Source organism: Carboxydocella sp. JDF658 (assembly GCF_002049395.1).
GTDB lineage: Bacteria > Bacillota.
In genome coordinates this window covers 1-25,309 of sequence record NZ_BDLR01000023.1, presented here as the reverse complement: position 1 = coordinate 25,309, position 25,309 = coordinate 1, and the positions used below count along the sequence as shown (strand labels likewise).

Genomic DNA, 25,309 nt, shown 5'->3' with positions numbered 1-25,309 from the left:
CGCTTTTCTTGCACCATCCGTTACAAACCATTATATTATTCGTCACCGACAGGGTTATTTTCCTGCTTTTCCGCAAAATTTGTTGCAAATTTTTTTAGCAGCAACCAGCAGAGGAAAATCAGGGCCAGAAAAGCGGCCACATCCACCTTCAGAGCCTGCCAGCCCTGGCCCCGGTCCACCAGGGCCCGTAAACCATGGGTATAATAGGTCAGAGGCAAAATAAAGCTGAGGGGTTTTAAGGGATCAGGAATTGCTAACATAGGCCAGGTATAGCCTGACAGGAGAAAAGAGGGCATGGCAATCAGCATGGTTACCTGAGTGGCCTCCAGCTGGGTCCGGCTGAAAAGAGATGCTGTCAGCCCCACTGCGACTAAAGCCAGAATAAATAGCAAATTAAAGACCAGAAGCAAAAGACCATTGCCCTTGATGGGAACACCCCAAAGCCAATGTAAAAGGGCAAAGGTCAAGAGGGAATCCAGACAGCCGACCAGGAAATAAACCAATCCTTTACCCAGAAGCACCGTCTTGAGTCCCCCTGGGCTCTGCAGCAAACGAATCCAGGTTCCCTGCTCCTTTTCCCTGGTGATAGCTAAAGCGACCCCCAGCAATAGGACCTGCTGAATTACGGCTCCCAGCAACCCGGGCAAGAGAAAGTTAGTATAATTAAAAGTGGGATTGTAAAGGACCCGATAGCGGAACAACAAAGGTTGCAGGGTATGCCGGGCTTTTTCCGGATTTATGCCCGCTGCTTCCATGACTTTCAGACTGGCTCCGGCGCCAAAGGTGGCGACGATCTCATTGGCCGCCCTGGTGGCAGCATTGGCGATAATCATATTGCTGCCATTGATCAGGGTCATAATCGCCGGACTTTTTCCCTCTTTTAAGTCCCTGGTCAATCCCGCCGGAATTATCAGCACTATCTGCGCCCGACCTGCATCTATTTCCTTTTGCGCCTCTGTCTCATTCAGAGCAAAACCGCTTATGCGAAAGGTTTCCGACTGGTCATAGGCCCGTACCAGTTCCCGGCTCAGATAGGAATTTTCTTCATCCACCACCAGTGTGGGCAATTCCCTTACTTTTTGCGCCGAATAAAGATAACCAAAAATCAGCAGATAAAGTGCTGGTATTAAGAATAAAACCGCTGCCAGGCGTCGGTCCTTTTTAATATGCAGAAATTCCAGCCAGGCGATGTCACTGATTTTCATGCCGACACCCCTCCCTGCAAAGCCCGAGAGAGTTCTACCGGTGCCACCAGAACAGCTTCATTTCCTTTCAGCCACAGAACTTTATCTACTGGCAAATTTTCTGCCTCCTGCCAGAACGCAGTGGTCAATACTATCGTTTTGCCAGACTGCAAGGAAAGCTGCAAATTATCGAAAATCACTGTTCGTGTTCCAGGATCGGCTATTGCCAGAGGTTCATCCCAGACAATCAAGGGAGCGTTCCCCGCGAGACTGACCGCAAGATTTATTCTCTGCCTGAGCGGCCCTTCCAGCTCTCCCACCGGTTTCCGCCAGGCTTCTTCCAGTTGCCAGTTATGTTTTAACTCCCTGGTTAATTGTTCATTATAGCCGGTAAAAAAGTTGATAGTTTCTTCCCCGGTCAAATCAGGCCATAGCCCCAGGCTCTGGGGCGCATAACCCACTCGGGTAATGGGCAAGGGCAATCCTCCCCGCACAGGTTGGCCAGCCAGTCTAACTTCCCCGGACGCTGCGATTCTAGCGCCGATCAGAACCTCCAGTAACTGGGTTTTGCCACTATTGCGAGCTCCATAGACCAGTAGTAACTCACCAGGTTGCAAGCGCCAGGATAGATTCTGAAAATAGTAACCTCGGCGGCGGGCAATACTGAGGTTGTTAACTTCCAACATTATTCCCACCCCTTTACAGGCGTATTTTTGCTGTCAAACCCGGCCGCAATTTGTGATCCCGGTTCACCAGTTTGATTTTAACGGCAAAAGAACGAATATCCGTCTGCCCCAGTTCACTGGTAGCTTTTTTCACCGCAAAATCAGCGGCAGCGCTGATATTTACGATTTTACCCTTATAGACGGCATTATTCAGGGCAGGAATTTCTACCGTCACTTCCTTGCCAGTGGACAGAGAGGCCAGTTTGTCCTCAGTAACATAGATCTTGATAAAGAGGTCATCCAAATCCACCAGGGTGGCAAAAGGCAAGCCAGCTGCCACCATCTCCCCTGCCTCCATATTGCGGGTTAATACTATCCCGCCAGCGGGAGCATAGAGCAGGCGATTTTCATACATGGCCTGAGCAGCATTGAGGGCCCCCCTGGCCTGTTCCACTGCGGCTTTGGCTGCCTGCACATCTTTTTCCCGCAAGTTGATTTGCTCCAGATTGGCCTGGGCCAGAGCCACATCATCGGCCGCAGCTTCTACTTCTTTCTGCCCGGCTGTTCCGCTGGCCAGATTATAGGTCTCTCTGGCTCTTGCCAGTTCTGCCTCGGCTTTGGCATACGCCATCTGGGCTTCTTCATATTTGCTTTTTGGCACTGCTCCCTCCCGGTACAGTTCCTGAACCCGTTGCCAGTTGGCTTTAGCAATGTCATTAGCGGTCTGGGCCGCATCCAGGGCAGCTTTGGCCATGGCTACATTCTTGCGGTTAGCATCAGCCTTGGCAGCATAGCCACTCTGGGCTTTGCTGAGCTGGGCCCAGGCTCCTGCTCTGGTCGCCTTAACCGCTGCCTCAGCCTGAGCTACTTTCGCCACAGCCGCCTGATAGGCACCGCGGGCCTGTTCCAGCTGGGCGGCCAGTTCTTTACTTTCCAGCTCTGCCAGGAGCTGACCTGGTTTTACCTGGTCTCCTTCTTCAATGTATACCTTCGCTAATTTGCCGGGGATCTTGAAGGCTACGTCTATTTCTGTACCCTCGATGGTAGCTGTGTAGGTGTTCCCGCCTGTCAGGATACTGCCACTACTACTGCCACCGCCCATGAGCCAGAAACCACTAAAAGCCAGGGCCAGTATTCCAGCGGCGATAATTGTTAGCATCCTTTTTCTTGGCATTATAACTCCCCCTTTTTGTACTGACTGGTCAGTTTTTATTATAGTGCAACTTATTTCCTTGCGCAATCATTTTTTAATGGTAGGGATGTTTTGTCAAGGGATTTTTTTTGCAATTACAACCCAATCCGTTATAATATACATGAAATTCTTCAGAAAGAAGGGGTAATATTGGGTAACTGGGTAGTACCGTACGTAACTTTCAATGGCAATTGCGAAGAAGCAGTTAAGTTCTATCAGCAAGCATTAGGTGGCGAGTTACACATCATGCGTTTCGGGGATGCCCCTCCAAACCCCGCTTTCCCTCCGCTTCCCGAAGAAGACCTCTGTCAACCCAAATAAAAGAGCCCCCGGCCTGAAGATCAGGTCGGGGTTTTGGTTTCTGGTAAAGGAAATCGTTCAGTTTTACCATCAGGATAGGCCAGCACCCATTCTTTCCCTTCAATCCCCAGCCAGGCCCGGCCGCCACCGATTTCTGCCGGCAGGACCAACCGGATAGCCCGACGGGGACAGGCTTTGACACAGGCGGCGCAGTCCCAGCAGGACCGCCCGTCACGCAACTCTGCCTTACCATCTTTCCGGATTAACAAATCTCCCGGACAGACCCGCTGGCAACAGCTCTCTGCCGCCTGGCCGCAACCATTGCAGCGTTCACGGTTAATCAGAGGTGGCATGATAGGGCACCTCCTCTATGGCAAACATATCCTGCTCCCGGCGATAGCGGGAATTGATGAAACAGAGCCAGCGCCCGTCATCCCGGCGGGGATAGTCAAGAAACTCCTGATAGGCTGGCCAGCGGCTCTCCTTGCGATAGAGCATGTGTTCAACCAGGGCCCGGGCCAGCAACCAGCGCTCTTCCACTTCAATCGCCTGTAAAAGCTGGTAATTGTCGGTACAGGCTATTTGCTGCAAATCTTCGCCCAGCCAGGCCAGCTCCTGCCGGGCCCGTTTCAGCCCGGCTTCCGTATATTTATAGCCGGTGCTAATCCCGCCAGCATATTCATCCATGATTTTTTGCAATCTCTCCTCCAAACGCCAGGGGGTCAGATACCCTTGCTGTTTCTGCCATCGCTCAAACTGACTTTGTCGCTGCTTTAATAGAGTTTCTGCCGCAGCCATTGCCTTTTCAACATCATATTCCTGCAGCTCGGCTACAGCCGTATGAGCAGCAATTTCCCCTTCAGCCATGGACCCGGTTACATATTTTTTGGGGGCGCCACCAGCAATATCTCCAGCCGCATACAAGCCCGGTACAGTGGTTCGGCGACCGCTATCTATCCAGAATCCTGCCATACCATGACCGCCCACCAGATAGGGCTCAGTCCCGATTATCTCCACCGGCTGATTGGGCCTCAGATTCCGATCCGCCCAGTAAAGCACCGCACCAGGAGCCATGTTTAAATATGCCTCCTGTAGTTGCCGCTGCTGCTCCTCTCCCAGATGAGAGGTATCCAGATAACAGGGGCCCCGTCCTGCCGTCATTTCCGCCAGCAAGGCCGCCAGTCGGCCCGGAGTAGTGCGGTCAGCATAATGTTCCAGATAGTTTTCCCCCCGGGCATTTACTTCTTTAGCTTTTACTCCTTGCGCCAGCGTCCCGGTGGGAGCAATGGCATCCTTGGTCCTGAGAGCAATAAACCGCATTTCCAGAGAGGTTAAGGCTGCCCCAACCCGTAAGCCAGCAGCCAGCCCACCCCCCGTATTAAAGGGACAGTACCACATTTTATGGCGGGCTTCTCCCTGATTATTAGGACGATAGATACCCGCTGCTCCCCCGGTGGCCAGGATAACGGCTCTGGCCAGGACGGGGCGGAAACGGCCAGTTCTGGTCTCCCAGCCCAGGGCCCCCACCACACGGCCTTCCACCTGGACCAGATCCAGCAATACCGTGCGGTTCCAGACTTCTATTCCTGCCCGTCTTACCGCCGCGGCCAGTACCGGCTTAATGCTCTCCCCTTCGATTTGTACCGAACGGGGCCCGCGGGGAAGAAAATTGCCCTCGGCATCCCGTTTGAAGGGCAACCCCCATTCGGCCAGACGGCGAGCCATGCTGTTAAACCGTTCGGCCATAGTCAGGACAAGATCGTCCCGAACCAGACCATAGTTATCTTTTTTCACATAAGCCAGAAAAGTTTCCGGGGTCTGGCCCGGGTTAAGATAGGCATTAATCGCATTGATTCCAGCTGCCAGGCAGCCACTGCGGCTGATTTCCGCTTTCTCCATTATTACTACCCTTAAAGCCGGGTCTATTTCCCGGGCGGCAATAGCAGCCATACATCCGGCTGCCCCGCCGCCAATGATCAAGAGGTCAACCTTTTCCATGCTTTCTCCAACTCCTCAACCAGGCTAAAGGGAATACTTAAATTGCCATGACCGCGTCCCAGCTGGATTTCCGGTTTGTTGGTACCATGAAAATCCGTGCCCCCGGTCATCACCAGCCCCAGTTCTTCTGCAACTGCTCTGGCCTGAGCAGTATCAGCCTCGCTGTTTTCCGAATAATAGACTTCTATTCCGGCCAGCCCATAATCCCGCAATTCCCGGGCCAGATCAACCAGCTGGGACTGAGCTAAGCCTAGATACCTGGGATGAGCCAGCACCGGAACCCCTCCAGCCTGACGAATCAAAGTTATTCCCTCCCGGGGGGTTAGCCTCTCTTTCGGAACATAAGCCAGTCCCCCCCGGGCCAGGTATTTATCAAAAGCTTCATTTACCGAACTTACTACCCCTTTTTCCAGTAATACAGCGGCAAAATGCGGGCGCCCCACCACCTGCCCCTGGGCTTTGGCTTCCACTTCTGCCATGGTTATCTCGATCCCGAGGGCTTGCAGCTTCTCCACCATTTTCGGGTTACGCTGGGCGCGAAACTCCCGGAGCTGGGCCAGATTTTGCAGTAATTGCGGATGCTGGTGATCGATATAGTAGCCCAGTATATGCATCTCCCGCCCCTGCCATTCAACACTGATTTCCACTCCGGAAATAACAGGCAGGCCCAGCTCGCGGCCACGGGCGATGCCTTCTGCTAAACCATCTACTACATCATGATCGGTAATCGCCAGAGCAGCCAAACCCTGCTTATAAGCCAGCTCCACCAGTTCAGCCGGACGGAAGGTGCCATCAGAGGCTGTGGTATGGGTATGGAGGTCAATCATGGGCTGGTCCTCCTTTACAATCTCTATTTATAGATAGTTTAACTCCTCCAGCCGGCGAATAATAGTAGCTACTGACTCTTCATGGGTTTGCTCATGGGTTTTTACCACAATTTCCGGATTTAAAGGAGGCTCATAGGGATCAGAAACCCCGGTAAACTGGGGAATTTCTCCAGCCAGAGCCTTTTTGTACAGGCCCTTCACATCCCGCTCTATGCATTTTTCCAGGGGGCAATCCACAAATACCTCCACAAAATCAGGATAAGTGGAGCGGACATAGTCTCTGGTTTCCCGGTAGGGGGAAATTGCAGCGGTTATGGCCACTACCCCGTTACGGGCCAGCAGTTTGGCTACAAAGCCGATGCGCTTGATATTGGTATCCCGATCCTCCTTACTGAACCCCAGACCTTTGGACAGATTTTCCCTGACTTCATCTCCATCCAGGATCTCCACTTTTTTACCCCGCCGCCGCAGCTCCTCGGCTACCAGACCGGAAAGGGTGGATTTGCCAGCCCCGGATAGACCAGTGAACCAGAGTATAAAACCTTTTTCCTTATTGCTCATTTGCTTTCCCCTCCTGCTCTTTGCGTATAAGATAAGCGCCTATTCTTTCTTTGGTGCGGCCATGGGCAATCCAGTCAGCCTGTACCTCTTTAATTAAATCCACAATTTCCTCTGCCTGAGCCAGCTGACGCCAGAGCCGTCCCAACCGGGGATGCCGTCCCCCGTTTCCGCCAACCAGTGCCCTGTAGCCCCTGGCAGTCTCTATAATCGCTCCGGCCGGGCAGGCCCGCAGGCACATACCGCATTCCTGACAGTTGCTGTAATCAATTACTGCCCCCTCTGCGGTAATGGTAATAGCTTTTTCCTTACAGGCCCTGGCGCAAAGCCCACAGGCGGTACACTTTTCTTTTTCCACCCGAACCTGTTGTACCGCAATCAGGCCAAAATCATGGGCCTCAGCCCGGGCACAATTGTTGGGGCAGCCGGAAATGGCAATTTTGAACTTATGAGGATAACCCTGTTTACCGGCAAACTCCTGCTGTAACTGCTGCGCCAGTTCCCTCACTGCCGCCAGCCCGTTGGTACAGGTGGGCTGACCCGGACAGCAAACCACATTGCGCCCAGTGCCTCCCCGGGGTGCTGTTTTAAGCCCCAGGGCAGCTAATTCATCCTGGAGGTCCAGCACTTTTTCCCCCGTCACTCCGGGAATTTCCAGGCCCTGGCGAGTGGTCCAGTGCACTTCCCCCTGGCCATATTCTCTGGCCAGACGCCCTATTTCCGCCAGCTGATCCGCCTGCAGGAGGCCCAGAGGCAGGAGAATACGGACTATCCAGAGATTACCCACTGGCATTTTGATAAAATCCCGAAACAGGTCTCGTTTTCCCTCCGGTAAGATTTGAGCAGGCAGGCGATGAGTACGATAAAGCTCAAAAGTCCGGGGGGGCTGCCGGTACTCCTTGCCCTCCTCTGCCCCGCAGGCCGGGCAATACAGGTATAGTTCCGAACGGCGGTTGCCGCAGTAATGGCATTTCATCAACTATTCCTCCCTGTAACCCCGAATTAAGACTTCCGCCACTTCCGGCCGGGTGAATTCCGGTGGCGGCACTTCTCCCCGGGTGAGCATCTCTCGTACTTTGGTACCACTCAATACTACATGTTCTTCCCGACCATGGGGACAGGTTTTGCTTGATGCCATATTGCCACAGGCACGGCAGTAAAAGGTATGCTCAAAGAAAAGGGGAGTTATTCCCAGTTCTTCCGGTTTAAATTCCCGGAAAATCAGCTGGGCGTCATAAGTACCGTAATAATTGCCAACTCCAGCATGGTCTCGACCGACAATGAAATGGGTGCAGCCGTAATTTTTTCTAATCAGAGCATGAAAAACTGCTTCCCTGGGTCCGGCATAACGCATGGCTGCCGGCAGCACTGAAAGCAGCACCCGCTCCTGGGGATAGTACTTTTGCAGCAGCACCTGATAGCTCTCCATGCGAATATGGGCAGGAATATCATCTGCCTTGGTTTCTCCTACTAATGGGTGCAAGAGCAAGCCATCCACTATTTCCAGAGCGCATTTCTGGATGTACTCATGGGCCCGGTGGACCGGATTGCGGGTCTGGAAACCAACCACCGTTTGCCAGCCCCGGGAACGGATGATTGCCCGCACTTCCTCGGGATCCCGGTGAAAATCGGGAAACTGAGGTCTGGGCCGGTTTACCAGCCAGATAGGTCCCCCGACTAGATATTCTCCCTGCTCATACAGGCGCTTTACCCCGGGATGGGCCTCATCTTCGGTGCGGAAAACCTGCCGGGCTTCTTCTCGTTTATCATAGCTGTAAACTTCTTCCACCTGCAATAACCCGTAGATAGTCTGGTCGGCACCCACCAGAGCCACTTCTTGCCCGGGTTTCAGGCTGGCCGCCTGTTCCGCTGAAACCGAAAGGGTGATGGGCATACTCCAGATTTGCCCGTCGGCCAGGCGCATTTCTGCCACCACCCGCCGATAATCCTCCTGAGTCATAAAGCCGGTTAGGGGTGAAAAAGCCCCTACTGCCAGCATTTCCAGATCCGATAACTCTTTGGCCCCCAGCAGAATCTTCTCGGCTTTCTCCAGCCGGGTCAAAGCCTCCTCCCTTTCCGGTCCTGTTAAAACTCGATTCACCAATGCCATGACCACTCCCCCTATTCCTATAATTCCGATTTGTTTAGTTTGTTTTATTGCTAAAAATATAACACCTCCAGCGGGAGGTGTCAAGCACTTTTATGACAAAATGTGATGCGAATCCATTCTTCTACCGTGTTCGTTGTCAGTTTGCGCGGCAAATCCTTTTCCAGCCCGTTGATTTGCTGGATAAAACACTCTACCAGATAGGGATCCAGCCGCTGGTAGGCCATCCTGTTTAATTCCCGTAAGGCCTCACTTAAGTTCTTGCTGGGCCGGTAAGGCCGTTCTTCCCGCAAGGCATCATAGACATCAGCCACAGCAATAATCCTGGCTACCAGAGGGATATTTTTCCCGGCCAAACCCTTAGGATACCCCTTCCCATCAAAATTCTCATGATGATAAAGTACCCCATATCGGATTTCATCGGGAATCCAGGAAGTGGTTTCAGTAATCAGCTGCCAGCCCAGTTGAGGGTGTTCCTTGATCTCCTGCCACTCTTTTTCCGTTAAATTCCCCGTTTTCAAAAACAGTTCTCTGCTCCAGCTGGTTTTGCCCAGGTCGTGCAGTAAACCGGCCAGGCGTATACGATTCACCTCTGGAGCAGGTAATCCCAGCAAGCAGGCCAGAAAAGCGGCATACTGGGCGACATTGACCGAATGCCAGTATAGTTCTTCATCATAATCCTTAATCCGGTTGAGCAAAGTCTGAAGATGGCCTATATACCGGCGTGCTGACAAATTGGAACAGCAATCCCCCAGTCCATGATAAACCTGGATGGCCCAGGGTTGTTCCCCGGCATAGCTCAGGGCCAAATCAGCATAATCAATCAATTGAAAAACCGCATGGCCATGTTGAGGATAGGAAGCCAATCCCGCCTGGGCAAAGACATCTTCTTCGCCGAAAAAGAATTGGTGTTTTTCCCGCAGGTGTTGAAAAAATCTCTCTACCATGTTCCGGGCCTGCTGATAATCTCCTTCCACCAGCAAACCCAGGCGCTGATAACCGCATCGCCCCATTATCCCCCAGCGCTGGCGTTGATTGTCCTGGATGACGGTGCGAAAAAAAATCTCCGTCATAGCTACCCCGTAGCGGGCCGCAATTTCATCCAAACCGTGCAAATCGATATGAACCAGGCTCAGCTCTTCACCCGTTTTTTCCGCTTCCTGAATTTTATTTTCTGCCATTTGCATAAAAGATTTTCGGTTCAAAAAACCGGCATAATTATCCGCTTGATTCAGCAAACGCTCCGGCCACCAGGTGCGTCGAATCACCAGCAAAACTCCCAGGTAAAAGAAAGACACAACGATGATGGTGGCCCAGAACTCTTTACTCGCATAAAAGAGCAAGTTCCCTTCCCGCCACCAGTGGGCTGCCACAAAGGCCAGATGGCCTCCCAGCCCCAGTAAAACAAACTCCATCAGCCCCGGTTGGGCCATGGCCAGCTCCAGTAAGACGGCCATCAACAATGCCGCCTGTAAGTTTAACATGCCTGGCAGGACCGTCACATAACAGACCCAGAGTAACATGGTCAGGGAAATTAACAGCCGCATACCCCAGATAAGGCGAATGCGATAACATTGACGTAAGGCCAGGTAATAAAAAACATTTAACAACAACAACACCAGTAAAGCGCCAACTAGCGAAAAGCCATAGCCATTGGTATGCCACCAGCCCAGAACAGTTGTAATCCCTGCTACCATTCCCCTAAAGAGGAAACCATAACGATATTCATAATCGATCATATCCCCTTTATGTAAGGGCAGGGGGCTTAACCATGGTTCCATCCGGTTAAACATCGAGGCCACCTCTTTTGTACTTAACTGAACAATCTGATATAAGCTAATTCGCTATGTCAGGCCGATTTTCCTGCTAATATCAAAATAATTTTTCGCTATTCCTAATCATAGAGAAAAACCACAGGAAAGGGTAAGTTTTCCAGAACAGCGATTAAATTGTTTTTCAAGCTGCTGGTAGTATGCAGGGCCACAATCCCTTCCCGCCCATTTAAAGGTACCATAAACGCCAGATGCTCATATCCTTCAAGAATATTTTTCAGGTACCGAATAGAACCTGGAGCTATTTTTATTTTTAAAAAAACTTCCTCCGGATGGCCTCCAGGCCTGACTGTACTGACTCCGCCCTGGCCGCGATAACGTTTTGCCATTAATTTAACCCCCAAAAATTTAAATTCTATCGTATAATATAAAGAAAAAGCCATAGAGGTGTAAAGATGGAGGAACTGGTACTCCGGGCCCAGCAAGGGGATCGTCAACTCAGGGAACAGCTCTTGCAGGAATATCAACCATTTATTGTTAAAATAGCCAGTCAGACAGTAGGGCGTTTTCTAAACTGGGGAGTAGATGAGGAACTAAATATTGCACTGACCGCCTTTGATGAAGCCATACTTCGCTTTCAACAGAAAAAGGGTACTCCCTTTCTTCCTTTTGCCGCTCTGGTAATCCGGAGCCGGCTGCTGGACTGGCTGCGGGCCGAACAGCGGCACCAGCATCTCAGTCTGGATATTGAAAACGAACAGGAAGAGGATTTCAGTCCCGCTGAACTGCAACTTTCTCTGGCCCAGTATCAAGCCCGTTCCCTGGCGGAAGAGCGCGGACTGGAACTGGCCCTGCTGGAAGAAAAACTTCAACCATTCGCCATTAGCTTTAATGACCTGGTGGACTCAGCCCCCAGGCACAGGGATACCAAACAGGCATTAGTCAAAGCTGCCCGCTACCTGGCCCAAAATCAATCCTTATTTCAACAATTGCTGGAGAAAAAAACTGTGCCCGCGAAGCAGCTGGCTGAAGTGAGCGGTGTCAGCCTGAAGACCCTGGAAAAGGGGCGCAAATATCTGATTGCTGTGGCTTTGATTCTACATGACGCAACGGAGTTTGTTCACTTAATCTATTATCTCAAACCACTGTTACAACTGGAAGAGAGGGAGCAGGAATGAAAGCCAAAATTAAAGGCATGGTAGTCAAGCGCGATGGCAAATATTTGATTGTCCTAACCCCGGACGGAGATTTTCACCGGATACCGGCTAAAAATCACCAGGTTAATCCCGGTGAGGAAATCATTTTCACTCCTGCCTCTTCCCTGTCCTGGCCTAACTGGGCTCTAAGTACCCTGGCAGCTGCTTTCGCCCTCCTTTTCCTGCTGGCTGCTCTTAAATTAATGCCACAGCAGAATCATGTCCAGGAGACAGTCAACCAGCCCCCGGCAGTAAAACTTAAAGAGAAAGTCCAGATAGCTCAGGCTGAGCCCGTCGCCTTTCTTACTGTTGACATCAACCCCAGTATTGAGCTAGGACTGACTGAAGATGGCCGTATTCTCTCGGCCCGTGGTTTAAACCCTGATGGTCAGCGTTTGCTTGCCAAAGCCAAACTGCAAGGCTTAACCTGGGAAGAAGCCCTGGATCAAATCCTCGACCTAGCTGCAAAGAACAACTATCTGCCCAGAGATAAACAAAATCTGATTGTAACCACTCTGACGGTAGTTAAGAAAAATAAGGTAAAACCTACCGTGGCTAAAGAGCGGGTGAAACTGGTACTAGCTGAAAAAATCAAAGCGAAAGCTATTCCTGCTCAAGCCATTGCTCTGGAAGCCGAACCTGCCGACAAAGAAGAGGCTGACAAACAACAGGTTTCCGTAGGCAAATATCTAACCTGGAAGCGCCTGAAAGCCAGGGGTAAAAAATTAGATATTGAAGATATGAAAAAACACAGTATCAGAGACATCCAGGCTGATGAAAATGAAAGCATCTTTGCTGAAGACGATGATGACGAGAAAAAAGAAGATTTACAGCAGCCTCAGGTACAGACCCAAACAGGATCAAAACAACAGCAAAAACCAGAATTTATAAAGCAATTAAATAAAAAAACAAAATCTGATAAACATAAACCTCAGCAGTCGCCAGATAGTTTACAGGATCAAGTTCCATCTGAGCCAGAGCAACCCGAACCTGAACCAAAACCAGAAAAAGAACAAGTAGAAAAAGAAAGCGAATCATGAAGCGCCCTGTACAAAATTGTACAGGGCGCTCGATTACACAAAGCTCTCCTTGATTTTCGCCTCAACCTCCTGCAGAACTCTCAGATACCGGTTGTCCACCGGCAACCTTCTTCTGGCTTCTTCTACCAATTCCGGTACCCAGTCCAAATGCTCCCCCACAAAGGCTTTTGCTTCCTCCCCTTTTCCGTTTGCCAGCAAAAAGCCCAGAAATTCCAGTTCGATTATCAGGTGATCCGGGGTCTCCTGCATTTCTGGCGGTATTTCCAGTCCATACTGATTTAACAGCTCTCTCATATGCAGGGACCGGTCTGATAAAAGATAGCCCTTTTGCCGGGCGAAGGGGAGTTCAGTTTTCTCCCCTTCGCTCCAGGGCCGAAACAGGGATTCCACGGGGATAATCCTGGTCTTAGGATGAACAAAGGCTTCCAGATAATCGTCCCGGTAATTCCAGTCTTCCGGCTCCTTCAGGGCATCGGCCAATTCAAACCATATTTCACTGTTCATTTTCATCCCCCTAACCGAGGAGATTAACCGGCAGGGCTGCGGCAAGAATCAGGTAGCGCAGAATAAATCCTCCAGACAGTACCATCACTTCACTTAAGACAGTCAAAGCTTTGTTTTCATGTTTAGCATTGCCCATTTCCCACCATTCAATGAGTAGAGGCAGTACCAGGCCCAGGCCGATAAGTCCACCCCAGAAGAGAGCAGCAAATTTGCCGGTCAACAGCAAATCTACCGATTGCCGGGCTACATCGGAAGAAGTGCCGGTTACATAAACCAGGAAAAACAGCAAAATCAACTCTCCAATCAGCAGACCCAGGTGCACTTTTTTAATACCCTGCAGCTGACCAATAATTCCACCATCCAGCCAGAGGGCAGTGATAACGGCTGCTGCCATCCCCGTCGACAGCGCAGAAACCAGGAATAACACCGGTAAAACTGCCGTGTTCCAGAGAGGAACAGTGTTTACTACACCGATCAACAAGCCCGTATATCCAGCTGTACCAAGCGCCAGCAGGTTGCCGGTTGTTACCAGCCAGCGCGGCAATTCTTGCTTTTTCCATACCAGCCAGCCGCAGTAAAGCAGTACCAGCATATACAGGGAGATGATGATAGTACCGTTGGTCATCATTGAACCCGGGAAGTTCAAAAAGAGGTACAAAAAGCGCCAGGGCGCTTTCAAGCCCGCTTCAGCGTCAAATACCAGTAACAACAAACCAAGAGCCATTAAGGGTATTGCCAGTAAAATGCCGCTTTTAGTCAAAGCCTCCCACTTACCCCGCGGCCACAGGCGGGGAGCATTAACTGCCGTCAGAAACGCGCCGGCACTAACCCCGGCTAAAAAGAGGTAGGCTGCGATGATCGTTCCCCATGCCATAAAGTCCTCACCTCACGTAAAAGATTTTGGCCTTTGTACACAGATCAGGCCGGAGCGGTTTGGCTCCCCGTTTGATGATTTCCTTGTTGATTTCACTTTTGGGGTCATCCAGGTCCCCAAAGATCCGACAACCGGTAATGCAGGAAGTTACACAGTGGGGTTCACCGCCCGCTTCCACCAGTTCAATACAGAAACGGCACTTTTCCACCACCCCGGTTTTCTCATCCTGGATCCGGGCCTGGTAAGGACAGGCCACCATGCAGTATTTACAGCCGATACATTTGTCAGGGTCAACCAGGACAACACCGTCAGGCCGCCGGTAGCTGGCAGTGGTGGGACAAACTTTGACACAGGGAGCGTCTTCACAATGCTGGCACTGGATAAAGACATTTTCCACCCGGACATCGGGATACACCCCGCTTTCTCTCTGCTCTAACCGGGTAAAAGCCTGACCCGGTTCCAGTTCATTTTGCATCTGACAGCCTACTTTGCATGAAAAGCAGGCTACACACTTCCTGGTATCGATTAACATCCCGTAACGTGCCATGTCTTACGCCTCCTTCCGGACTTTGACGACCACTTCCATCGCATTGACGGCTCCGGACATGGGTTCGATCATGTATTTAATAAAGTCGTTCATGCTGATGCCAAAGCCTTTGGAATAACGCATCTTTTTGGCAAAACTGCCATAATGGCCGGGCAGGTATACAACATCAGGATGCAAAACTTCTGTTACTTTAGCCCTGATCCGCCCTTTGGCGCGATCGTTCTCGACAATAACCCAGTCACCATCTTTGATACCCAGCGCTTTGGCCCGTTTAGCCGGTATCCACAGCCTTTCCATGTCATACTGTTTGGTAATTTCCAGCAGTACAGGCAAGTTGGCAGTAGAGGTATGGGAGTGAATACCCTGCTTGCCGTGCAACAACCGAAATTCTCCCTGTTCAGTATTGGGTTTGACCAGAGGCTCGATCCAACGGGGCACCGCGCTGAAACCAGCCTTGGCAAAGGCCTGGGAAGCAAATTCCACTTTTTTGCTGGGGGTTTTCAGTTCTGTGAAACCTTCCGGCATCTCCTGGTCTTTGAAGCTGATAACTCCTTTTTCCAGCAACTGTTCCAAAGTAACGCCTGCTCCGGCCAGCATAATCCGGTTAACTTCCTCCAGAGTGAAGTTGAAATACTGGCCAACTCCAGCCGCTTTGGCAATCCCGGTCACGATTTCATCAAAAGGCCTGGTTTCTTTGTGCAGTGGTTCCATAACTTTAGCTCTGATAGCCACAGCCGGGACCCAGCCTTTTTGCGGCTCCACTAGTTCTGTCCGTTCCAGATAAGTGGGTTCTGGCAACACATAGTGAGCCAGCTCTGCTGTTTCGCTCATGAACATGTCGATAACAACCAGCAATTCCAGATTCTTAAACCCTTCAATCATATGCTGGGGATCTGGCACATTGCGGATTGGGTTGAAGTGATAAACAATTCCTGCTTTGGCTTTGCCTTCTTTGGCTTTTTGCGCTACCAGTTGAATAATGCCTTTGGACGGCAAAGCTAATGGATAAGTGTCATTTTCACCAACTTCATCCAGACGTCTGACTTTCGGTTTTTCCGGTTCCGGGAATTTGGTATGATCTAATTTGCCCAGCTTCGGTTTGGCGCCAAAAACAAGACCGCCTTGCCGGTTGATATTGCCGATTAAGGCATTGACCAGGGCCACCATCCGGGCTGTTTCGGTGCTGTTCTGATAGCTGCAACCAAAGCCCCCTTTCCAGCTTGGCTCAATAAAAGCTTTGGGTTTGGCTTTGGCAAAATCGGTAGCGATTTCCTCAATGGTCTCAGCCTTGATGCCGGTGATTTTTTCCGCCCAGGCCGGTGTGTACTGAGCCATGGCTGCAGCAAATTCCGGGAAACCGACAGCATTCTTAGTGACAAATTCTTCATCATAAAGCTTATCCCGAATGATTACATGCGCCATAGCCAGCAGGAAAGCCAGGTCGGTACCAGGATTGATCGGCAGCCACTTGTCGGCCAGGGGCGCCGTGCTGTTGTAACGGGGGTCGATGACAATAATCTTGGCCCCTTTGCTCTTGGCCTTCAGCAGGGCAGAAATGGAAGAAGGTTTAATCCCGTCAGCGTAACTACGGCCGATAAAAATCATATATTTGGCTTTACTGACATCGGCCGAAGGAACTCCACCCAACGTCCACTGCATGCCTACATCCCGGTTCAGGCTGCACATCACATGATGAGAAAGGATAGTAGGAGTACCAAGGGCATAGGCCAGCCGTTCCCCGTAAAACTCACCGATTTCCTTGGGGTTGTGAGCATAGAAAATAGTTTCTCCACCGTATTTCTGCCGGATTTCCTGCAGCTTTTCGCCAATTTCTTTAAAGGCCTGTTCCCAGGAAATTGGTTCAAACTTGTTATCCCCGACCCGTTTCAACGGCTGTGTTAAACGGTCCGGATGATAAACCCAGCTGGCCACCCCCTGTCCGCGGGCGCATACCTTACCCTTGCTGGCCGGATGGTCAGGATTGCCGGTAATTTTCCAGATCCGGCCGTTTTTTAAATGCACCAGCACACCACAGCGGCTGGAACAGCCATTACACAGCGTCGGCTTAACAACCACTTCTGCTTTTTCCGCTGCTGTCAGCCAATCGCCGAAACTTAGCCACTGCGAAGCGGCCAGGGCGGCCCCGGTGACCGCCGTAGTTTTTAGAAACGAGCGGCGTGTCATGGCTTTTTGTAGCATAATCGCTCCTCCTCTCACTTGTTCAGAGAAACACAATCCGTTTTGGTTTCTATTAGTTCTTGTGTTCACTTTTATAATTCGCTCCACTATTTTTATTTCCTGCCTTGCTTTTATTCGTTATTTTGATAGAATTATAACCAAACGTTTATATATATTAGGAGGACATATTATGCTCAACTTACATCAAATTCAATTGTTCATCACCATTGTCAAAGAGGGCAGTTTTTCCGCCGCAGCCAAATTGTTGCATATGTCACAACCGGCAGTCAGCGCCCAGTTAAAAAAACTGGAGGAAACTCTTGGCGTCCAGCTCCTAAACCGTCAGGGCCGTCAGCTGATGCTAACACCCGCTGGTTTTCTCGTCTATGAACATGGTAAGGAGATCCTGGAAAAAGCAAAACAGCTGCTGCAGGAATTGAATGTTTACTCCCAAAAATGTGAGGAACAGATCTTACTGGGGGCCAGCACACTGGTAGCAGACTTTCCCTTGCCATGTGCCTTATATGTTTTTAAAGAAAAATACCCACAATACTGTGTCAAAGTACGCCGGGAAAGAGCCGCAGAAATCGTGAAATTGCTTGCTGACGGCGAACTGGAACTGGCTTTGCTGGAAGGAGCCACTACCTATCCCGGCTGGACCAATTATGCCTGTGGCCAGGACGAACTGCTGGTAGCCGTACCGGCTGAACACCCTCTGGCCGGAACAGCTCAGGTAACCGCCCAGGACTTATTAAGAGCAGTTTTTCTTACTGGAGAGCGGAACTCCGGCCTGCGCTCTGCCATAGACTATTATCTGCAACAGCTGGGACTCAGTGTTGAAGCCTTGCCAAAAACCCTGGAATTAAACAGTATCGCGGCTATCAAATCAGCTCTGGAAGCAGGGATGGGTATCAGCATTTTGCCTCGTTCGGTCATGCGGCGGGAAATCCGCACGAAAACAGTAAAGGCCCTCCCGCTGGAAGGCCTCAACATGCCGCTCTATTTTTATCTGCTCACTAAGGAACAAACCAAATTGACACCTGGCGTTAAGCTGTTGCTGAATTTCTTATCTGATCCCGCCCAGCGGGTCTTCTGTTAAGCAAACCAGCGGCGCAACAGATAAGCTCCGACGGCGGCTCCTGCCGTTACGGCCAGCAGAAACAGGTAACAGTGCAAGGAAAAAGAGGGAATTCCGCTGGCCAGAGCCCCCACATTACATCCCGAAGCCAGGCGGGCACCCAGCCCCATCAGACCGCCGCCAATCAGGGCGAGAAGCGCCATAGTTCTATTGGCCATGGACCGCCATCGCCATTGACCCGCCAGAGTACTGGACAGAAAAGATCCCAGAACCATGCCGGCCACCAGCCAGGTACCAAAATAGCCGGCAACCCATTGACTGAGAGTAGGCTTCATCCCTTCAATCTGGTAGTAACTCCAGCTAATTGGCGAGAAACCTATGCTCTCTAAAATCGCTCCCCACCAGCCCGCCAGGGCAGTTGTAATGCGCCAGGGTTGTGCATAAACTGCCAGCATTAAGGTATTGGCTATAGCCAATACTATTGCGCCTGCCCAGTAGGGCCAATCCCGTTTGTACCAGGGACGGTGATGCGAATTTGCCATACGCCGCATTCCACTTCCTCCACTTCCAAAACCACTTGGTGCTTGCGAGCCCAGTTTTCAAAGGTGCGGGCTGTACAGCTGTGATCTGTTTCCAAAACCAGCGAATCTCCCGGCTTAAGCTGCTTCAATTCTTTTTCCGCTTTTAATAATGGCAGGGGACACATTTCCCCCCAGGCTTCCAAAAATATTTCCGCCATAGTTACTCCCCCCGTAGTTTATACCAGATCAGAGTCAAGATCGCAATTTGTGTGGTGGCCAGGCCCCAAAGAGGAAAACGGGTAGCCAAATCGACAGGAGCCCTCAAGGCCTGTTGCCACCAGGGAAAGAGCCAGACAGCCAGCCCGGTACCAAGCAGAAAGGCGATAAAGGCCAGCCATTGCATGGCATAACCCTCCCCCATGCGCATCAGCATACCGGAAGCACAGCCTCCAGCTAACACCATACCAAGGCCGAACAAAAGGCCGCCAATCACCGTGCCCCATCCCCAGGGCTCCCAGTAACCGACAATCGTATGTCCGGTCGCTTGCCGCCATACCCTCACAATAGTAAATCCGATTGTAGTGACTAGCATCAGCAAAAATAGCGCACGGGCAGGTTGCTTAAAACCGAACAGAAAATAATCCCTGAGCATGCTGGCCATGCAAAACCGGCTGCGCTGCAGCGTAAAACCAAAAATGATTCCAAACAGCCAGGCACCGGCCAGGCCCCCGGCCTGACGGGATAAGTACCAGGCAACTGAAATCATCACCAGGAGGCCTAAACTGAATAAAAACCACTGTTTTCTCATTTCCTCACCTCATGAATATTATAACAGAAAAGCGCCCTCCGCAGGGGCGCTTTTTGCTATTTAGCCGTAGGTTTAATTCCCCGGTTATTAAGTTCAGTTACGATATAGGGATAGAAAATATATCCCGCCCATAAGGGTTCTTTATCAATTGCCACAATGGGCAAGGGAGTCTGGTTATCTTTTACCAGTTTTTCCACTTCCGGATATTCATCCAATTCGTCATCATCGACATCGATATATTTCACAATCACCCGGTTGTCATAGAGACGACGGAAATCACGATCCAGCGAGTAAGCTATCTCCTCCGGAGATATGGATGGCCCTCAACCACCGGAAAAACAGGCACTGGCAATGCGGGACCCAAAAATTTGTATAACAGTTTGCTCTGCCATGGTTATCTCCTCCTTAAACTTCAGCAATCACCTTTTGCAATTTTTCAGTCACCTGGGTAGCTACCTCAAGTAAACCTTCGTTGTTCATGATCCCCATCATAGTCATGGGGTTGATAGCCGATACCAGAATGCCATCATCTTCTTCTGCCACAATCACATTACAGGGCAACATCAGACCGATGGCAGGCTCCAGGGATAGAGCTTTATAAGCCATAGGCGGATTACATGCCCCCAGAATTTTATAATTCCTGTAGTCCACATCTAACTTTTTCTTGAGAGTTTCTTTAACATCTATTTCGGTAATCACACCAAAACCATTGTTCTGTAAAGCTGTTCTGACTTTTTCCTCTACCTGGCTGAACTCCCCTGAAACCTTTTTGCTGATCCCTAAATCAATCATCATATTTCCTCCTCGCTATGGCCAGCCCATGGGCTGGCGGTAATTTTTCCCAGCACAACAACTCCCAACCGCTACCTTCTACCAGCTCATAAATAGCCTGAATGGTTAGCCGTTCAGAAAGGGGCGGCCCCCATTCCATAGGCTGGGGCAACCACTCAACAATAGCCAGCCAACCAGCAGTAGTCATTACAGCAGCTAACTGCTGTAAAAATTCTACCGGTTTCTCTATCTCATGCAGTACATTGGCCAGGAAAACCCCATCAGCTGGCTGTGGGAGGAGCAGATTTACCCCATCTGTCTGTACATATTCCACATTGAGCAAGCCTGCCTGATCACATCTCTCACGGGTCGCTGCCAGCATTTCCGGAGCCACATCTACTGCAAGAACTTTTCCATTCAAACCAACCTGTCGGGCCAGTGGTTCAGTAAAATAACCACTGCCACAGCCAAAATCAACAATAACCTGACCTGGCAGCAGCGGAAGTTTGCTGATTACCAGTTCCGGGGGTAAAATTTGCCGTCGTACCGGACTATCCAGCTTGGCCATTTGTTTTGGGTCAAAGCGATGGGTCATGCTCTATCTCTCCCTTTTTAGCTCTTCCAGCCTTTCCTCCAGCTCTTCCAGTTCTTGTACCATGGCAGGACGCAGAGAATGGGCTGGCCAGCGCTTCTTAAGGTCAGCTATTCGGGCTTCCAGTTCCTTTATCTCCTGTTCAGCATTATTAGTTTTCATATAACCACCCCCTATTATGTAGGGCCGCTTAGAAAGAACGGCGGGTTTGAACCCGCCGCCTCCCTGCTGGAGAACCACCGGTTCTCCTGGTTTAACCTCAACTGAATCCGCCAAAACCGCAGGAAGAGGAAGAAGAACAGGAGCCGCTGCCGCCTTTAACAGCAAAGCCAAAACTACCAAACAGCTGTTTCACATGTCCGCCACATTCAGGACAGCGAACATTATCCTTTTCCTGCAGAGGAACCAGTTTGGTAAATTTATGTCCACATTCCAGGCATTGAAAATCATAGTTTGGCATAGGTATCACCTCCAACTCTTACTTTAATTATACTAATCATCTCTTTCGCCGTCAATAAATACCTATGCCCCGTATCTCACATTTGTGCCAATCTGGCTTCAATAGCTTTCACCAGCTCCCGCAAACGGTTAACTTCTTCCTCATATTTCCTTACGGTACCACCGGACACGTGGAGACCGGTTTGAGAAAGAACAAACATCCGTTCTTCTTCCACTTCTTCCAGTTCCTCTTTGGCTTTAGCCAGCCGCTCCAGCAGTTCCTCTTTGCTCAGTTTTTCCCATTCCATCTCCCATTACCTCCAATCTTGATTATGCTGTCTGGGGCTTACCCAGCCATTGCCGTTTTTCCGCCATTTTGCCATACCAGGCAGCTCCCTGCACCTGCAGGATAAAGGCCAGGGTTACAATCAAGGCTGCCTTGGGACCAAAGGTAGTCACTGCTAATCCCAGGGAAAGAGACAGATTGCGCATTACCGTCCCATAGACCAGGGCTACTGCATCATTGCGTTTTAATAAGAGTTTGCCCACTACAGTACTGAGGAAGAAATTCAACAGGTAAAAGACTACCAGTACCGTTAGAGCCTGCCCAATCAGCCCGGGGTTTTCTACAATCATTTTTGCCTTCATGCTAATGGAAGAGAAAATGACAAACAGCATAGCCCACACGCTGGCGCTGGGGAAAATGGGTTTAATTTTTTGCTGAAATTCCTGCTGAGTGTATTTTTTCATCAGCCAGCGATAGGTGATATTCCCCAGTAACATAGGCAAAAATACTACTATAGCTATTGTAATGAAAGTCTGCTGGACATTAACGGGAATAAGTTTGCCTACCATCACCAGCAAGTACCAGGGCGCCAGCAGGCTACCTAAAATCAAACTGATAGCAGTTATTTTTACCGCCGCCGCCACATTGCCTTTAAACAACATGGTCCAGGAAATGGTCATACCGCTGGTGGGCAACAGGGAAGCCAGCACCAGGCCGGCAAACAGCAGCGGTTCATTGGTGAGCAGGGTTTTGCCAAGTATATATGCGATACCGGGAATTACAATAAAGTTGAGCAGTAAACTGGTCACTAGCACCTGCCAGTGGGACAGGTCAAAAGCTTCTTTAATTTTAAAGCCGATCATGGTGGGATAGATCATTAACACCGTTGCCACCAGGATATATTTTTTCAAAAAGGAAGTATCCCACTGGTATCCTACCATAAACCCGATCAGTAAAACAATCGGTATAGCTAAAACCAGGTTTTTACCCGGCCAGTGGAAAATTTTTTTCAGCATAGTCATCATCCTTTCACTGATGGAAACTGGGTCAGATCGGTATGGGGCAGGAACAAAGCTGAAACATACTCGTCCATAAAGGTATTGCCGGCAGAAAGTTCAATATAGGTCATCATTTCTCCGATCTGCCGAGCACGATGCCAGGCAGAGACCGACAACAAGGCCAATTGCGCCCCTTTCAAGGAAGTATTGCCGACATAAGCATACTTATCTCGTTCCACATCGGGCAACAAGCCGATTTCTACCGCTTCCGGAATGCTGAGATAATGGCCAAAACCGCCGGCAATGAAGATACGGTCGATGGCCTCAAGCGGCAGGTCCACCGCCCTTAACAGGCTGCGCACTCCGGCATAAACGGCTCCTTTAGAGCGGATCAGGTTTTTGATATCGCTTTCAGTTATTACAATATCTTTGCCGCTGCCACTATCCTTGGCCCAGGCCAATACGTATTCCTTTTCTCCGTCCCGCTCTCTCAGCCGGTCAGTTTGGACCTGGTCGGTGAACTTGCCGGTACGGTCAATCAGACCGGCCCGGCGCAGCTGGCCCAGCAACTCGATTAAGCCTGATCCGCAAATGCCAATCGGTTTGGCATCCTGCACCGTCTTGTACTCAATTTCTCCGGTAGAGGAGTCAATTTTCACCCGTTCGATGGCCCCTTCCATGGCCCGCATGCCAAAGGTGATACCGCCCCCTTCGAAAGCCGGACCGGCGGAACAGGCACAGGTCACCAGCCAGTCCCGATTGCCCAGCACCATTTCTCCATTGGTGCCGATGTCAATAAAAAGCGTGATTTCCTCCGCATCAGTCAAACGGGTAGCCAGTACCCCGGCAGTAATATCTCCCCCGACATAGGAAGCGACCGATGGAATCAAATAGACCATGCCCCGGGGATGAATTTTAACGCCGATCTCAGCGGCATCTACTGCCGCCACGCTGGATATAGTTGGAATGTAGGGTTCCAGACGAATGTATTTGGGCGAAATGCCAAGAAACAATTGGGACATGGTAGTGTTGCCCGCTGCTACCAGACCATAGATATCTTCCCGATTGATCTGGGTTTCTTTTTCAATTTGCCGGATCAAATCATTAATCGTCTTGACAACTGCCTGCTGCAGTTCTGTTAGTCCGTCTTTGTTTTCCGTAGCGTGAATCATTCTACTGATCACATCATCGCCATACTGGGCCTGCAGGTTATATGTGCCAGCCCTGGCCACGGTTTGGCCGTTAGCCAGATTATGCAGGCTGACTACCACTGTAGTGGTGCCGATATCCACCGCTAAACCAAAGCGTTCCTTGCCGGGGTTGTTTGGTTCCACCGCTATTACCTGCCAGCCGCAATCAGTAAGGGTCATGATTACATCCACTTTCCACATAGCAGTCCGCAGGTCTTCCGGCAAACGCTGCAGTAAACGCAAGGGCAAATGTACCGGCTGATATCCCTGTACGGCCAGAGCCGCCAGCAAACGCTGGCTGTCTACGGTGATATCATCTAAGGTTGGGGGAGTTAAATCCAGAGTTACTGTACGCAGTAAAGGTTCAAAGGGAAAATCCCCCAGATCAGGTTGTTCCAATTCTCCAATGAGTACCTGATGCCGGCGTAAACGGGAATCAGCCGGCACTTCTACTGTCACATCACTGATTGCAAAAGCTTGACACCCCAGGACTATTCCCTGTTTCTGCTGGGCCGGTGAAAGATTGCGGGTACTGTCCACCCGCACCTCTCCTTCCTTTACCTGAACCAGACATTTGCCACAGGTCCCGGCCCCGCCACAGGTACTTTTAATACTGATTCCCGCCACCGCAGCTGCTTTCAGAAGACTGGTTCCCTGTTCCACTTCCACTGTTACCTGGTCGGGTAAAAATGACACCTTCACTTTGCTCATCCTCTTTCCTCTCCCTTCTATACTCTCTTAAGCGCCTTCCTTTTTTCCCATTCCCATCAATTTGGCCATCCGCAAGGGATGCCGACGCAAACAGTATTCTAGTAAGACTTTTCCGTTAAACATACTGGGTAGGAGGTAGCGGTTTTCCTTGATCAGAAAAGCGGCCAGATGTGCTACAATTCCAAAAGCCAGCATACCAGTACCGATATTATGCAAGGTTGCCAGCCACCACACTGTATCAGGACTCAAGTCCACTCCCGGCATGTTTTTGTAGACCTTCAAGGCACCAGTAATAATGATCAGGGCAAAACTTATGGCCATATAGCCATAAGCAACTCTCTGTTCTGCCAGGTATTTGTCATGCTCCGGTTCCGGTTGCCCGGTTAACATACATTTGATGATATGAATGGATTCCTTTAAATCACCTCGCCGGGGCAGGATATCGTATTCTTTGAGAATAATCATCAAAGCCAGATGATAGAAAGCTGCAAAAATCAATACCGCTGCCGCCCAGTAATGGATTTTCAAGGTCAGAGCAAAATTGGCCGACCATTGCAGACCAGGGATAGAAGCTATCCCATAGCGTTTTGCCATGGGCATCTGCATTATGCCACTAAAAAACAGAGTAAAGGTAGAAAGAGCCACCAGCCAGTGAATTATGCGCGTCGCCAGTTTGTGACGAATAACTTTTCCTTCCTCATGCAAAATAGCCATTTTATTTCCCCTCCCTGGTTAAGGTTTTGTAGGCGGTAATACCGGCCGCTACCAAACCGGCCACAGGAGCAATAGCTATACTGGTCATAGCCTCTTTCGGATCATCGGAAGCATTTTTCACTTTTACCGGCATTGCAGGTTTGCCGGGTTTTTCGGGATCGGCTACCCCTTGTTCAATCAGGGCTTTATTGATTTCTTCAAAAGGTACGGCAGATACATAGAAAGTGGAAGTACCTCCGTTTTCCTTTTCACCATAGATG

At 50.3% G+C, this 25,309-nt stretch carries 30 protein-coding genes and 1 pseudogene; 3 read left to right on the top strand and 28 right to left on the bottom strand.

All coding sequences use genetic code 11. The features are described 5' to 3' along the window. Positions 1 to 35: 35 nt before the first annotated feature. From JDF658_RS04260 to JDF658_RS04210, 11 genes are all read right to left on the bottom strand, one after another. Positions 36 to 1,205 carry an ABC transporter permease gene (locus JDF658_RS04260; protein WP_079906568.1) on the bottom strand — a complete coding sequence of 390 codons (1,170 nt, stop codon included), beginning with the start codon at positions 1,203 to 1,205 and terminating at the stop codon, positions 36 to 38. Next, positions 1,202 to 1,870, bottom strand: a complete 669-nt coding sequence (locus JDF658_RS04255; RefSeq protein ID WP_079906567.1) for an ATP-binding cassette domain-containing protein — start codon at positions 1,868 to 1,870, stop codon at positions 1,202 to 1,204. Before JDF658_RS04255 ends, JDF658_RS04260 begins: the two co-directional genes overlap by 4 nt. Positions 1,871 to 1,883: 13 nt before the next feature. Then, entirely contained in the window at positions 1,884 to 3,023 is a 1,140-nt protein-coding gene (locus JDF658_RS04250) for an HlyD family secretion protein (RefSeq protein ID WP_079906566.1), read from the bottom strand. A 359-nt stretch (positions 3,024 to 3,382) separates the two neighbouring features. Beyond that, the gene (locus JDF658_RS04245; protein WP_079906565.1) at positions 3,383 to 3,694 is read right to left on the bottom strand and encodes a 4Fe-4S dicluster domain-containing protein; all 312 of its coding nucleotides are present in this window, start codon (positions 3,692 to 3,694) and stop codon (positions 3,383 to 3,385) included. Beyond that, on the bottom strand, positions 3,678 to 5,339 hold the full coding sequence (locus JDF658_RS04240) for an adenylyl-sulfate reductase subunit alpha (RefSeq protein WP_078666349.1): 1,662 nt from the start codon (positions 5,337 to 5,339) through the stop codon (positions 3,678 to 3,680). The genes JDF658_RS04245 and JDF658_RS04240 overlap by 17 nt, the downstream gene beginning before the upstream one ends. Continuing rightward, positions 5,318 to 6,166, bottom strand: a complete 849-nt coding sequence (locus JDF658_RS04235) for a PHP domain-containing protein (protein ID WP_079906564.1) — start codon at positions 6,164 to 6,166, stop codon at positions 5,318 to 5,320. Before JDF658_RS04235 ends, JDF658_RS04240 begins: the two co-directional genes overlap by 22 nt. A gap of 27 nt (positions 6,167 to 6,193) precedes the next feature. Continuing rightward, on the bottom strand, positions 6,194 to 6,727 hold the full coding sequence (gene cysC, locus JDF658_RS04230) for an adenylyl-sulfate kinase (RefSeq protein WP_078666351.1): 534 nt from the start codon (positions 6,725 to 6,727) through the stop codon (positions 6,194 to 6,196). Beyond that, positions 6,717 to 7,700, bottom strand: coding sequence for a 4Fe-4S binding protein (locus tag JDF658_RS04225; protein WP_079906563.1), 984 nt, complete (start codon positions 7,698 to 7,700; stop codon positions 6,717 to 6,719). The genes cysC and JDF658_RS04225 overlap by 11 nt, the downstream gene beginning before the upstream one ends. A 3-nt stretch (positions 7,701 to 7,703) precedes the next feature. After that, complete coding sequence (gene sat, locus JDF658_RS04220) at positions 7,704 to 8,834, bottom strand: sulfate adenylyltransferase (RefSeq protein ID WP_079906562.1); 1,131 nt, start codon at positions 8,832 to 8,834, stop codon at positions 7,704 to 7,706. A gap of 80 nt (positions 8,835 to 8,914) precedes the next feature. Further along, positions 8,915 to 10,624, bottom strand: a complete 1,710-nt coding sequence (locus JDF658_RS04215) for an HD domain-containing phosphohydrolase (RefSeq protein WP_079906561.1) — start codon at positions 10,622 to 10,624, stop codon at positions 8,915 to 8,917. A gap of 101 nt (positions 10,625 to 10,725) precedes the next feature. After that, entirely contained in the window at positions 10,726 to 10,992 is a 267-nt protein-coding gene (locus JDF658_RS04210) for a DUF4911 domain-containing protein (protein WP_159446556.1), read from the bottom strand. 66 nt (positions 10,993 to 11,058) lie between these two features. Here JDF658_RS04210 and sigI point away from each other — a divergent pair, with 66 nt between their 5' ends. Beyond that, positions 11,059 to 11,781, top strand: coding sequence for an RNA polymerase sigma-I factor (sigI, locus tag JDF658_RS04205; protein ID WP_079906559.1), 723 nt, complete (start codon positions 11,059 to 11,061; stop codon positions 11,779 to 11,781). Beyond that, a complete protein-coding gene (locus JDF658_RS04200; RefSeq protein WP_079906558.1) occupies positions 11,778 to 12,839 on the top strand; it encodes an anti-sigma factor domain-containing protein in 1,062 nt (353 codons plus the stop codon). The genes sigI and JDF658_RS04200 overlap by 4 nt, the downstream gene beginning before the upstream one ends. Positions 12,840 to 12,872: 33 nt before the next feature. On the opposite strand, the gene JDF658_RS04195 is transcribed toward JDF658_RS04200, so the two are convergent. The 4 genes from JDF658_RS04195 to JDF658_RS04180 are packed head-to-tail and all read right to left on the bottom strand — an operon-like array spanning position 12,873 to position 16,963. Beyond that, positions 12,873 to 13,343: a molecular chaperone TorD family protein gene (locus JDF658_RS04195; RefSeq protein WP_159446555.1), complete on the bottom strand. Its 471-nt coding sequence runs from the start codon at positions 13,341 to 13,343 to the stop codon at positions 12,873 to 12,875. A 10-nt stretch (positions 13,344 to 13,353) separates the two neighbouring features. Then, on the bottom strand, positions 13,354 to 14,217 hold the full coding sequence (gene nrfD, locus JDF658_RS04190; RefSeq protein WP_079906556.1) for an NrfD/PsrC family molybdoenzyme membrane anchor subunit: 864 nt from the start codon (positions 14,215 to 14,217) through the stop codon (positions 13,354 to 13,356). Positions 14,218 to 14,224: 7 nt separating this feature from the next. Then, entirely contained in the window at positions 14,225 to 14,764 is a 540-nt protein-coding gene (locus JDF658_RS04185) for a 4Fe-4S dicluster domain-containing protein (RefSeq protein ID WP_078665080.1), read from the bottom strand. A gap of 3 nt (positions 14,765 to 14,767) precedes the next feature. Next, positions 14,768 to 16,963 (bottom strand): molybdopterin-dependent oxidoreductase, encoded by a 2,196-nt coding sequence (locus JDF658_RS04180; RefSeq protein ID WP_079906555.1) that lies wholly within the window; start codon positions 16,961 to 16,963, stop codon positions 14,768 to 14,770. Between the two features lie 169 nt (positions 16,964 to 17,132). On the opposite strand from JDF658_RS04180, the gene JDF658_RS04175 reads away from it, so the two are divergent. Further along, positions 17,133 to 18,041 (top strand): LysR family transcriptional regulator, encoded by a 909-nt coding sequence (locus JDF658_RS04175; RefSeq protein WP_159071841.1) that lies wholly within the window; start codon positions 17,133 to 17,135, stop codon positions 18,039 to 18,041. Here JDF658_RS04175 and JDF658_RS04170 read toward each other — a convergent pair. From JDF658_RS04170 to JDF658_RS14380, 13 genes and pseudogenes are all read right to left on the bottom strand, one after another. Then, positions 18,038 to 18,571: a YeeE/YedE thiosulfate transporter family protein gene (locus JDF658_RS04170; protein WP_078665083.1), complete on the bottom strand. Its 534-nt coding sequence runs from the start codon at positions 18,569 to 18,571 to the stop codon at positions 18,038 to 18,040. The genes JDF658_RS04175 and JDF658_RS04170 overlap by 4 nt on opposite strands. Beyond that, complete coding sequence (locus JDF658_RS04165) at positions 18,499 to 18,759, bottom strand: sulfurtransferase TusA family protein (protein ID WP_078665084.1); 261 nt, start codon at positions 18,757 to 18,759, stop codon at positions 18,499 to 18,501. The genes JDF658_RS04170 and JDF658_RS04165 overlap by 73 nt, the downstream gene beginning before the upstream one ends. Before the next feature lie 2 nt (positions 18,760 to 18,761). Continuing rightward, positions 18,762 to 19,349 (bottom strand): YeeE/YedE thiosulfate transporter family protein, encoded by a 588-nt coding sequence (locus JDF658_RS04160; protein ID WP_078665085.1) that lies wholly within the window; start codon positions 19,347 to 19,349, stop codon positions 18,762 to 18,764. Between the two features lie 56 nt (positions 19,350 to 19,405). Further along, the gene (locus JDF658_RS04155) at positions 19,406 to 19,594 is read right to left on the bottom strand and encodes a hypothetical protein (RefSeq protein WP_078665086.1); all 189 of its coding nucleotides are present in this window, start codon (positions 19,592 to 19,594) and stop codon (positions 19,406 to 19,408) included. A 160-nt stretch (positions 19,595 to 19,754) separates the two neighbouring features. Continuing rightward, positions 19,755 to 20,141 carry a DUF302 domain-containing protein gene (locus tag JDF658_RS04150; protein WP_200803469.1) on the bottom strand — a complete coding sequence of 129 codons (387 nt, stop codon included), beginning with the start codon at positions 20,139 to 20,141 and terminating at the stop codon, positions 19,755 to 19,757. Further along, positions 20,134 to 20,715 (bottom strand): class I SAM-dependent methyltransferase, encoded by a 582-nt coding sequence (locus JDF658_RS04145; protein WP_078665087.1) that lies wholly within the window; start codon positions 20,713 to 20,715, stop codon positions 20,134 to 20,136. The genes JDF658_RS04150 and JDF658_RS04145 overlap by 8 nt, the downstream gene beginning before the upstream one ends. A gap of 3 nt (positions 20,716 to 20,718) precedes the next feature. Further along, positions 20,719 to 20,874 carry a histidine kinase gene (locus tag JDF658_RS04140; protein ID WP_078665088.1) on the bottom strand — a complete coding sequence of 52 codons (156 nt, stop codon included), beginning with the start codon at positions 20,872 to 20,874 and terminating at the stop codon, positions 20,719 to 20,721. A gap of 97 nt (positions 20,875 to 20,971) precedes the next feature. Next, positions 20,972 to 21,172, bottom strand: a complete 201-nt coding sequence (locus tag JDF658_RS04135) for an FmdB family zinc ribbon protein (RefSeq protein WP_079906554.1) — start codon at positions 21,170 to 21,172, stop codon at positions 20,972 to 20,974. Positions 21,173 to 21,248: 76 nt separating this feature from the next. Further along, positions 21,249 to 21,458, bottom strand: coding sequence for a hypothetical protein (locus tag JDF658_RS04130; protein ID WP_078665090.1), 210 nt, complete (start codon positions 21,456 to 21,458; stop codon positions 21,249 to 21,251). 22 nt (positions 21,459 to 21,480) lie between these two features. Continuing rightward, a complete protein-coding gene (locus JDF658_RS04125; protein ID WP_242946607.1) occupies positions 21,481 to 22,452 on the bottom strand; it encodes an arsenic resistance protein in 972 nt (323 codons plus the stop codon). Positions 22,453 to 22,457: 5 nt separating this feature from the next. Next, entirely contained in the window at positions 22,458 to 24,335 is a 1,878-nt protein-coding gene (locus JDF658_RS04120) for an ASKHA domain-containing protein (RefSeq protein WP_079906553.1), read from the bottom strand. A gap of 27 nt (positions 24,336 to 24,362) precedes the next feature. After that, positions 24,363 to 25,049: a formate dehydrogenase subunit gamma gene (locus JDF658_RS04115; RefSeq protein WP_079906552.1), complete on the bottom strand. Its 687-nt coding sequence runs from the start codon at positions 25,047 to 25,049 to the stop codon at positions 24,363 to 24,365. 1 nt (position 25,050) lies between these two features. Next, positions 25,051 to 25,309, bottom strand: a pseudogene (locus tag JDF658_RS14380) (oxidoreductase); the annotation flags it as partial.

Coding starts and splice junctions, on each gene's coding strand:
- JDF658_RS04115 (WP_079906552.1), bottom strand. CDS start 25,049: ATGGCTATTTTGCATGAGGAAGGAAAAGTTATTCGTCACAAACTGGCG.
- JDF658_RS04150 (WP_200803469.1), bottom strand. CDS start 20,141: ATGATTGATTTAGGGATCAGCAAAAAGGTTTCAGGGGAGTTCAGCCAG.
- JDF658_RS04210 (WP_159446556.1), bottom strand. CDS start 10,992: ATGGCAAAACGTTATCGCGGCCAGGGCGGAGTCAGTACAGTCAGGCCT.
- JDF658_RS04165 (WP_078665084.1), bottom strand. CDS start 18,759: ATGGCGGAAATATTTTTGGAAGCCTGGGGGGAAATGTGTCCCCTGCCA.
- JDF658_RS04250 (WP_079906566.1), bottom strand. CDS start 3,023: ATGCCAAGAAAAAGGATGCTAACAATTATCGCCGCTGGAATACTGGCC.
- JDF658_RS04215 (WP_079906561.1), bottom strand. CDS start 10,624: ATGTTTAACCGGATGGAACCATGGTTAAGCCCCCTGCCCTTACATAAA.
- JDF658_RS04135 (WP_079906554.1), bottom strand. CDS start 21,172: ATGCCAAACTATGATTTTCAATGCCTGGAATGTGGACATAAATTTACC.
- JDF658_RS04260 (WP_079906568.1), bottom strand. CDS start 1,205: ATGAAAATCAGTGACATCGCCTGGCTGGAATTTCTGCATATTAAAAAG.
- JDF658_RS04240 (WP_078666349.1), bottom strand. CDS start 5,339: ATGGAAAAGGTTGACCTCTTGATCATTGGCGGCGGGGCAGCCGGATGT.
- JDF658_RS04255 (WP_079906567.1), bottom strand. CDS start 1,870: ATGTTGGAAGTTAACAACCTCAGTATTGCCCGCCGCCGAGGTTACTAT.
- sat (WP_079906562.1), bottom strand. CDS start 8,834: ATGGCATTGGTGAATCGAGTTTTAACAGGACCGGAAAGGGAGGAGGCT.
- JDF658_RS04175 (WP_159071841.1), top strand. CDS start 17,133: ATGCTCAACTTACATCAAATTCAATTGTTCATCACCATTGTCAAAGAG.
- JDF658_RS04145 (WP_078665087.1), bottom strand. CDS start 20,715: ATGACCCATCGCTTTGACCCAAAACAAATGGCCAAGCTGGATAGTCCG.
- JDF658_RS04160 (WP_078665085.1), bottom strand. CDS start 19,349: ATGAGAAAACAGTGGTTTTTATTCAGTTTAGGCCTCCTGGTGATGATT.
- JDF658_RS04225 (WP_079906563.1), bottom strand. CDS start 7,700: ATGAAATGCCATTACTGCGGCAACCGCCGTTCGGAACTATACCTGTAT.
- JDF658_RS04195 (WP_159446555.1), bottom strand. CDS start 13,343: ATGAACAGTGAAATATGGTTTGAATTGGCCGATGCCCTGAAGGAGCCG.
- JDF658_RS04170 (WP_078665083.1), bottom strand. CDS start 18,571: ATGCGGCGTATGGCAAATTCGCATCACCGTCCCTGGTACAAACGGGAT.
- JDF658_RS04140 (WP_078665088.1), bottom strand. CDS start 20,874: ATGAAAACTAATAATGCTGAACAGGAGATAAAGGAACTGGAAGCCCGA.
- JDF658_RS04200 (WP_079906558.1), top strand. CDS start 11,778: ATGAAAGCCAAAATTAAAGGCATGGTAGTCAAGCGCGATGGCAAATAT.
- JDF658_RS04130 (WP_078665090.1), bottom strand. CDS start 21,458: ATGGAATGGGAAAAACTGAGCAAAGAGGAACTGCTGGAGCGGCTGGCT.
- JDF658_RS04185 (WP_078665080.1), bottom strand. CDS start 14,764: ATGGCACGTTACGGGATGTTAATCGATACCAGGAAGTGTGTAGCCTGC.
- JDF658_RS04120 (WP_079906553.1), bottom strand. CDS start 24,335: ATGAGCAAAGTGAAGGTGTCATTTTTACCCGACCAGGTAACAGTGGAA.
- JDF658_RS04235 (WP_079906564.1), bottom strand. CDS start 6,166: ATGATTGACCTCCATACCCATACCACAGCCTCTGATGGCACCTTCCGT.
- nrfD (WP_079906556.1), bottom strand. CDS start 14,217: ATGGCATGGGGAACGATCATCGCAGCCTACCTCTTTTTAGCCGGGGTT.
- JDF658_RS04245 (WP_079906565.1), bottom strand. CDS start 3,694: ATGCCACCTCTGATTAACCGTGAACGCTGCAATGGTTGCGGCCAGGCG.
- JDF658_RS04180 (WP_079906555.1), bottom strand. CDS start 16,963: ATGCTACAAAAAGCCATGACACGCCGCTCGTTTCTAAAAACTACGGCG.
- cysC (WP_078666351.1), bottom strand. CDS start 6,727: ATGAGCAATAAGGAAAAAGGTTTTATACTCTGGTTCACTGGTCTATCC.
- JDF658_RS04125 (WP_242946607.1), bottom strand. CDS start 22,452: ATGCTGAAAAAAATTTTCCACTGGCCGGGTAAAAACCTGGTTTTAGCT.
- sigI (WP_079906559.1), top strand. CDS start 11,059: ATGGAGGAACTGGTACTCCGGGCCCAGCAAGGGGATCGTCAACTCAGG.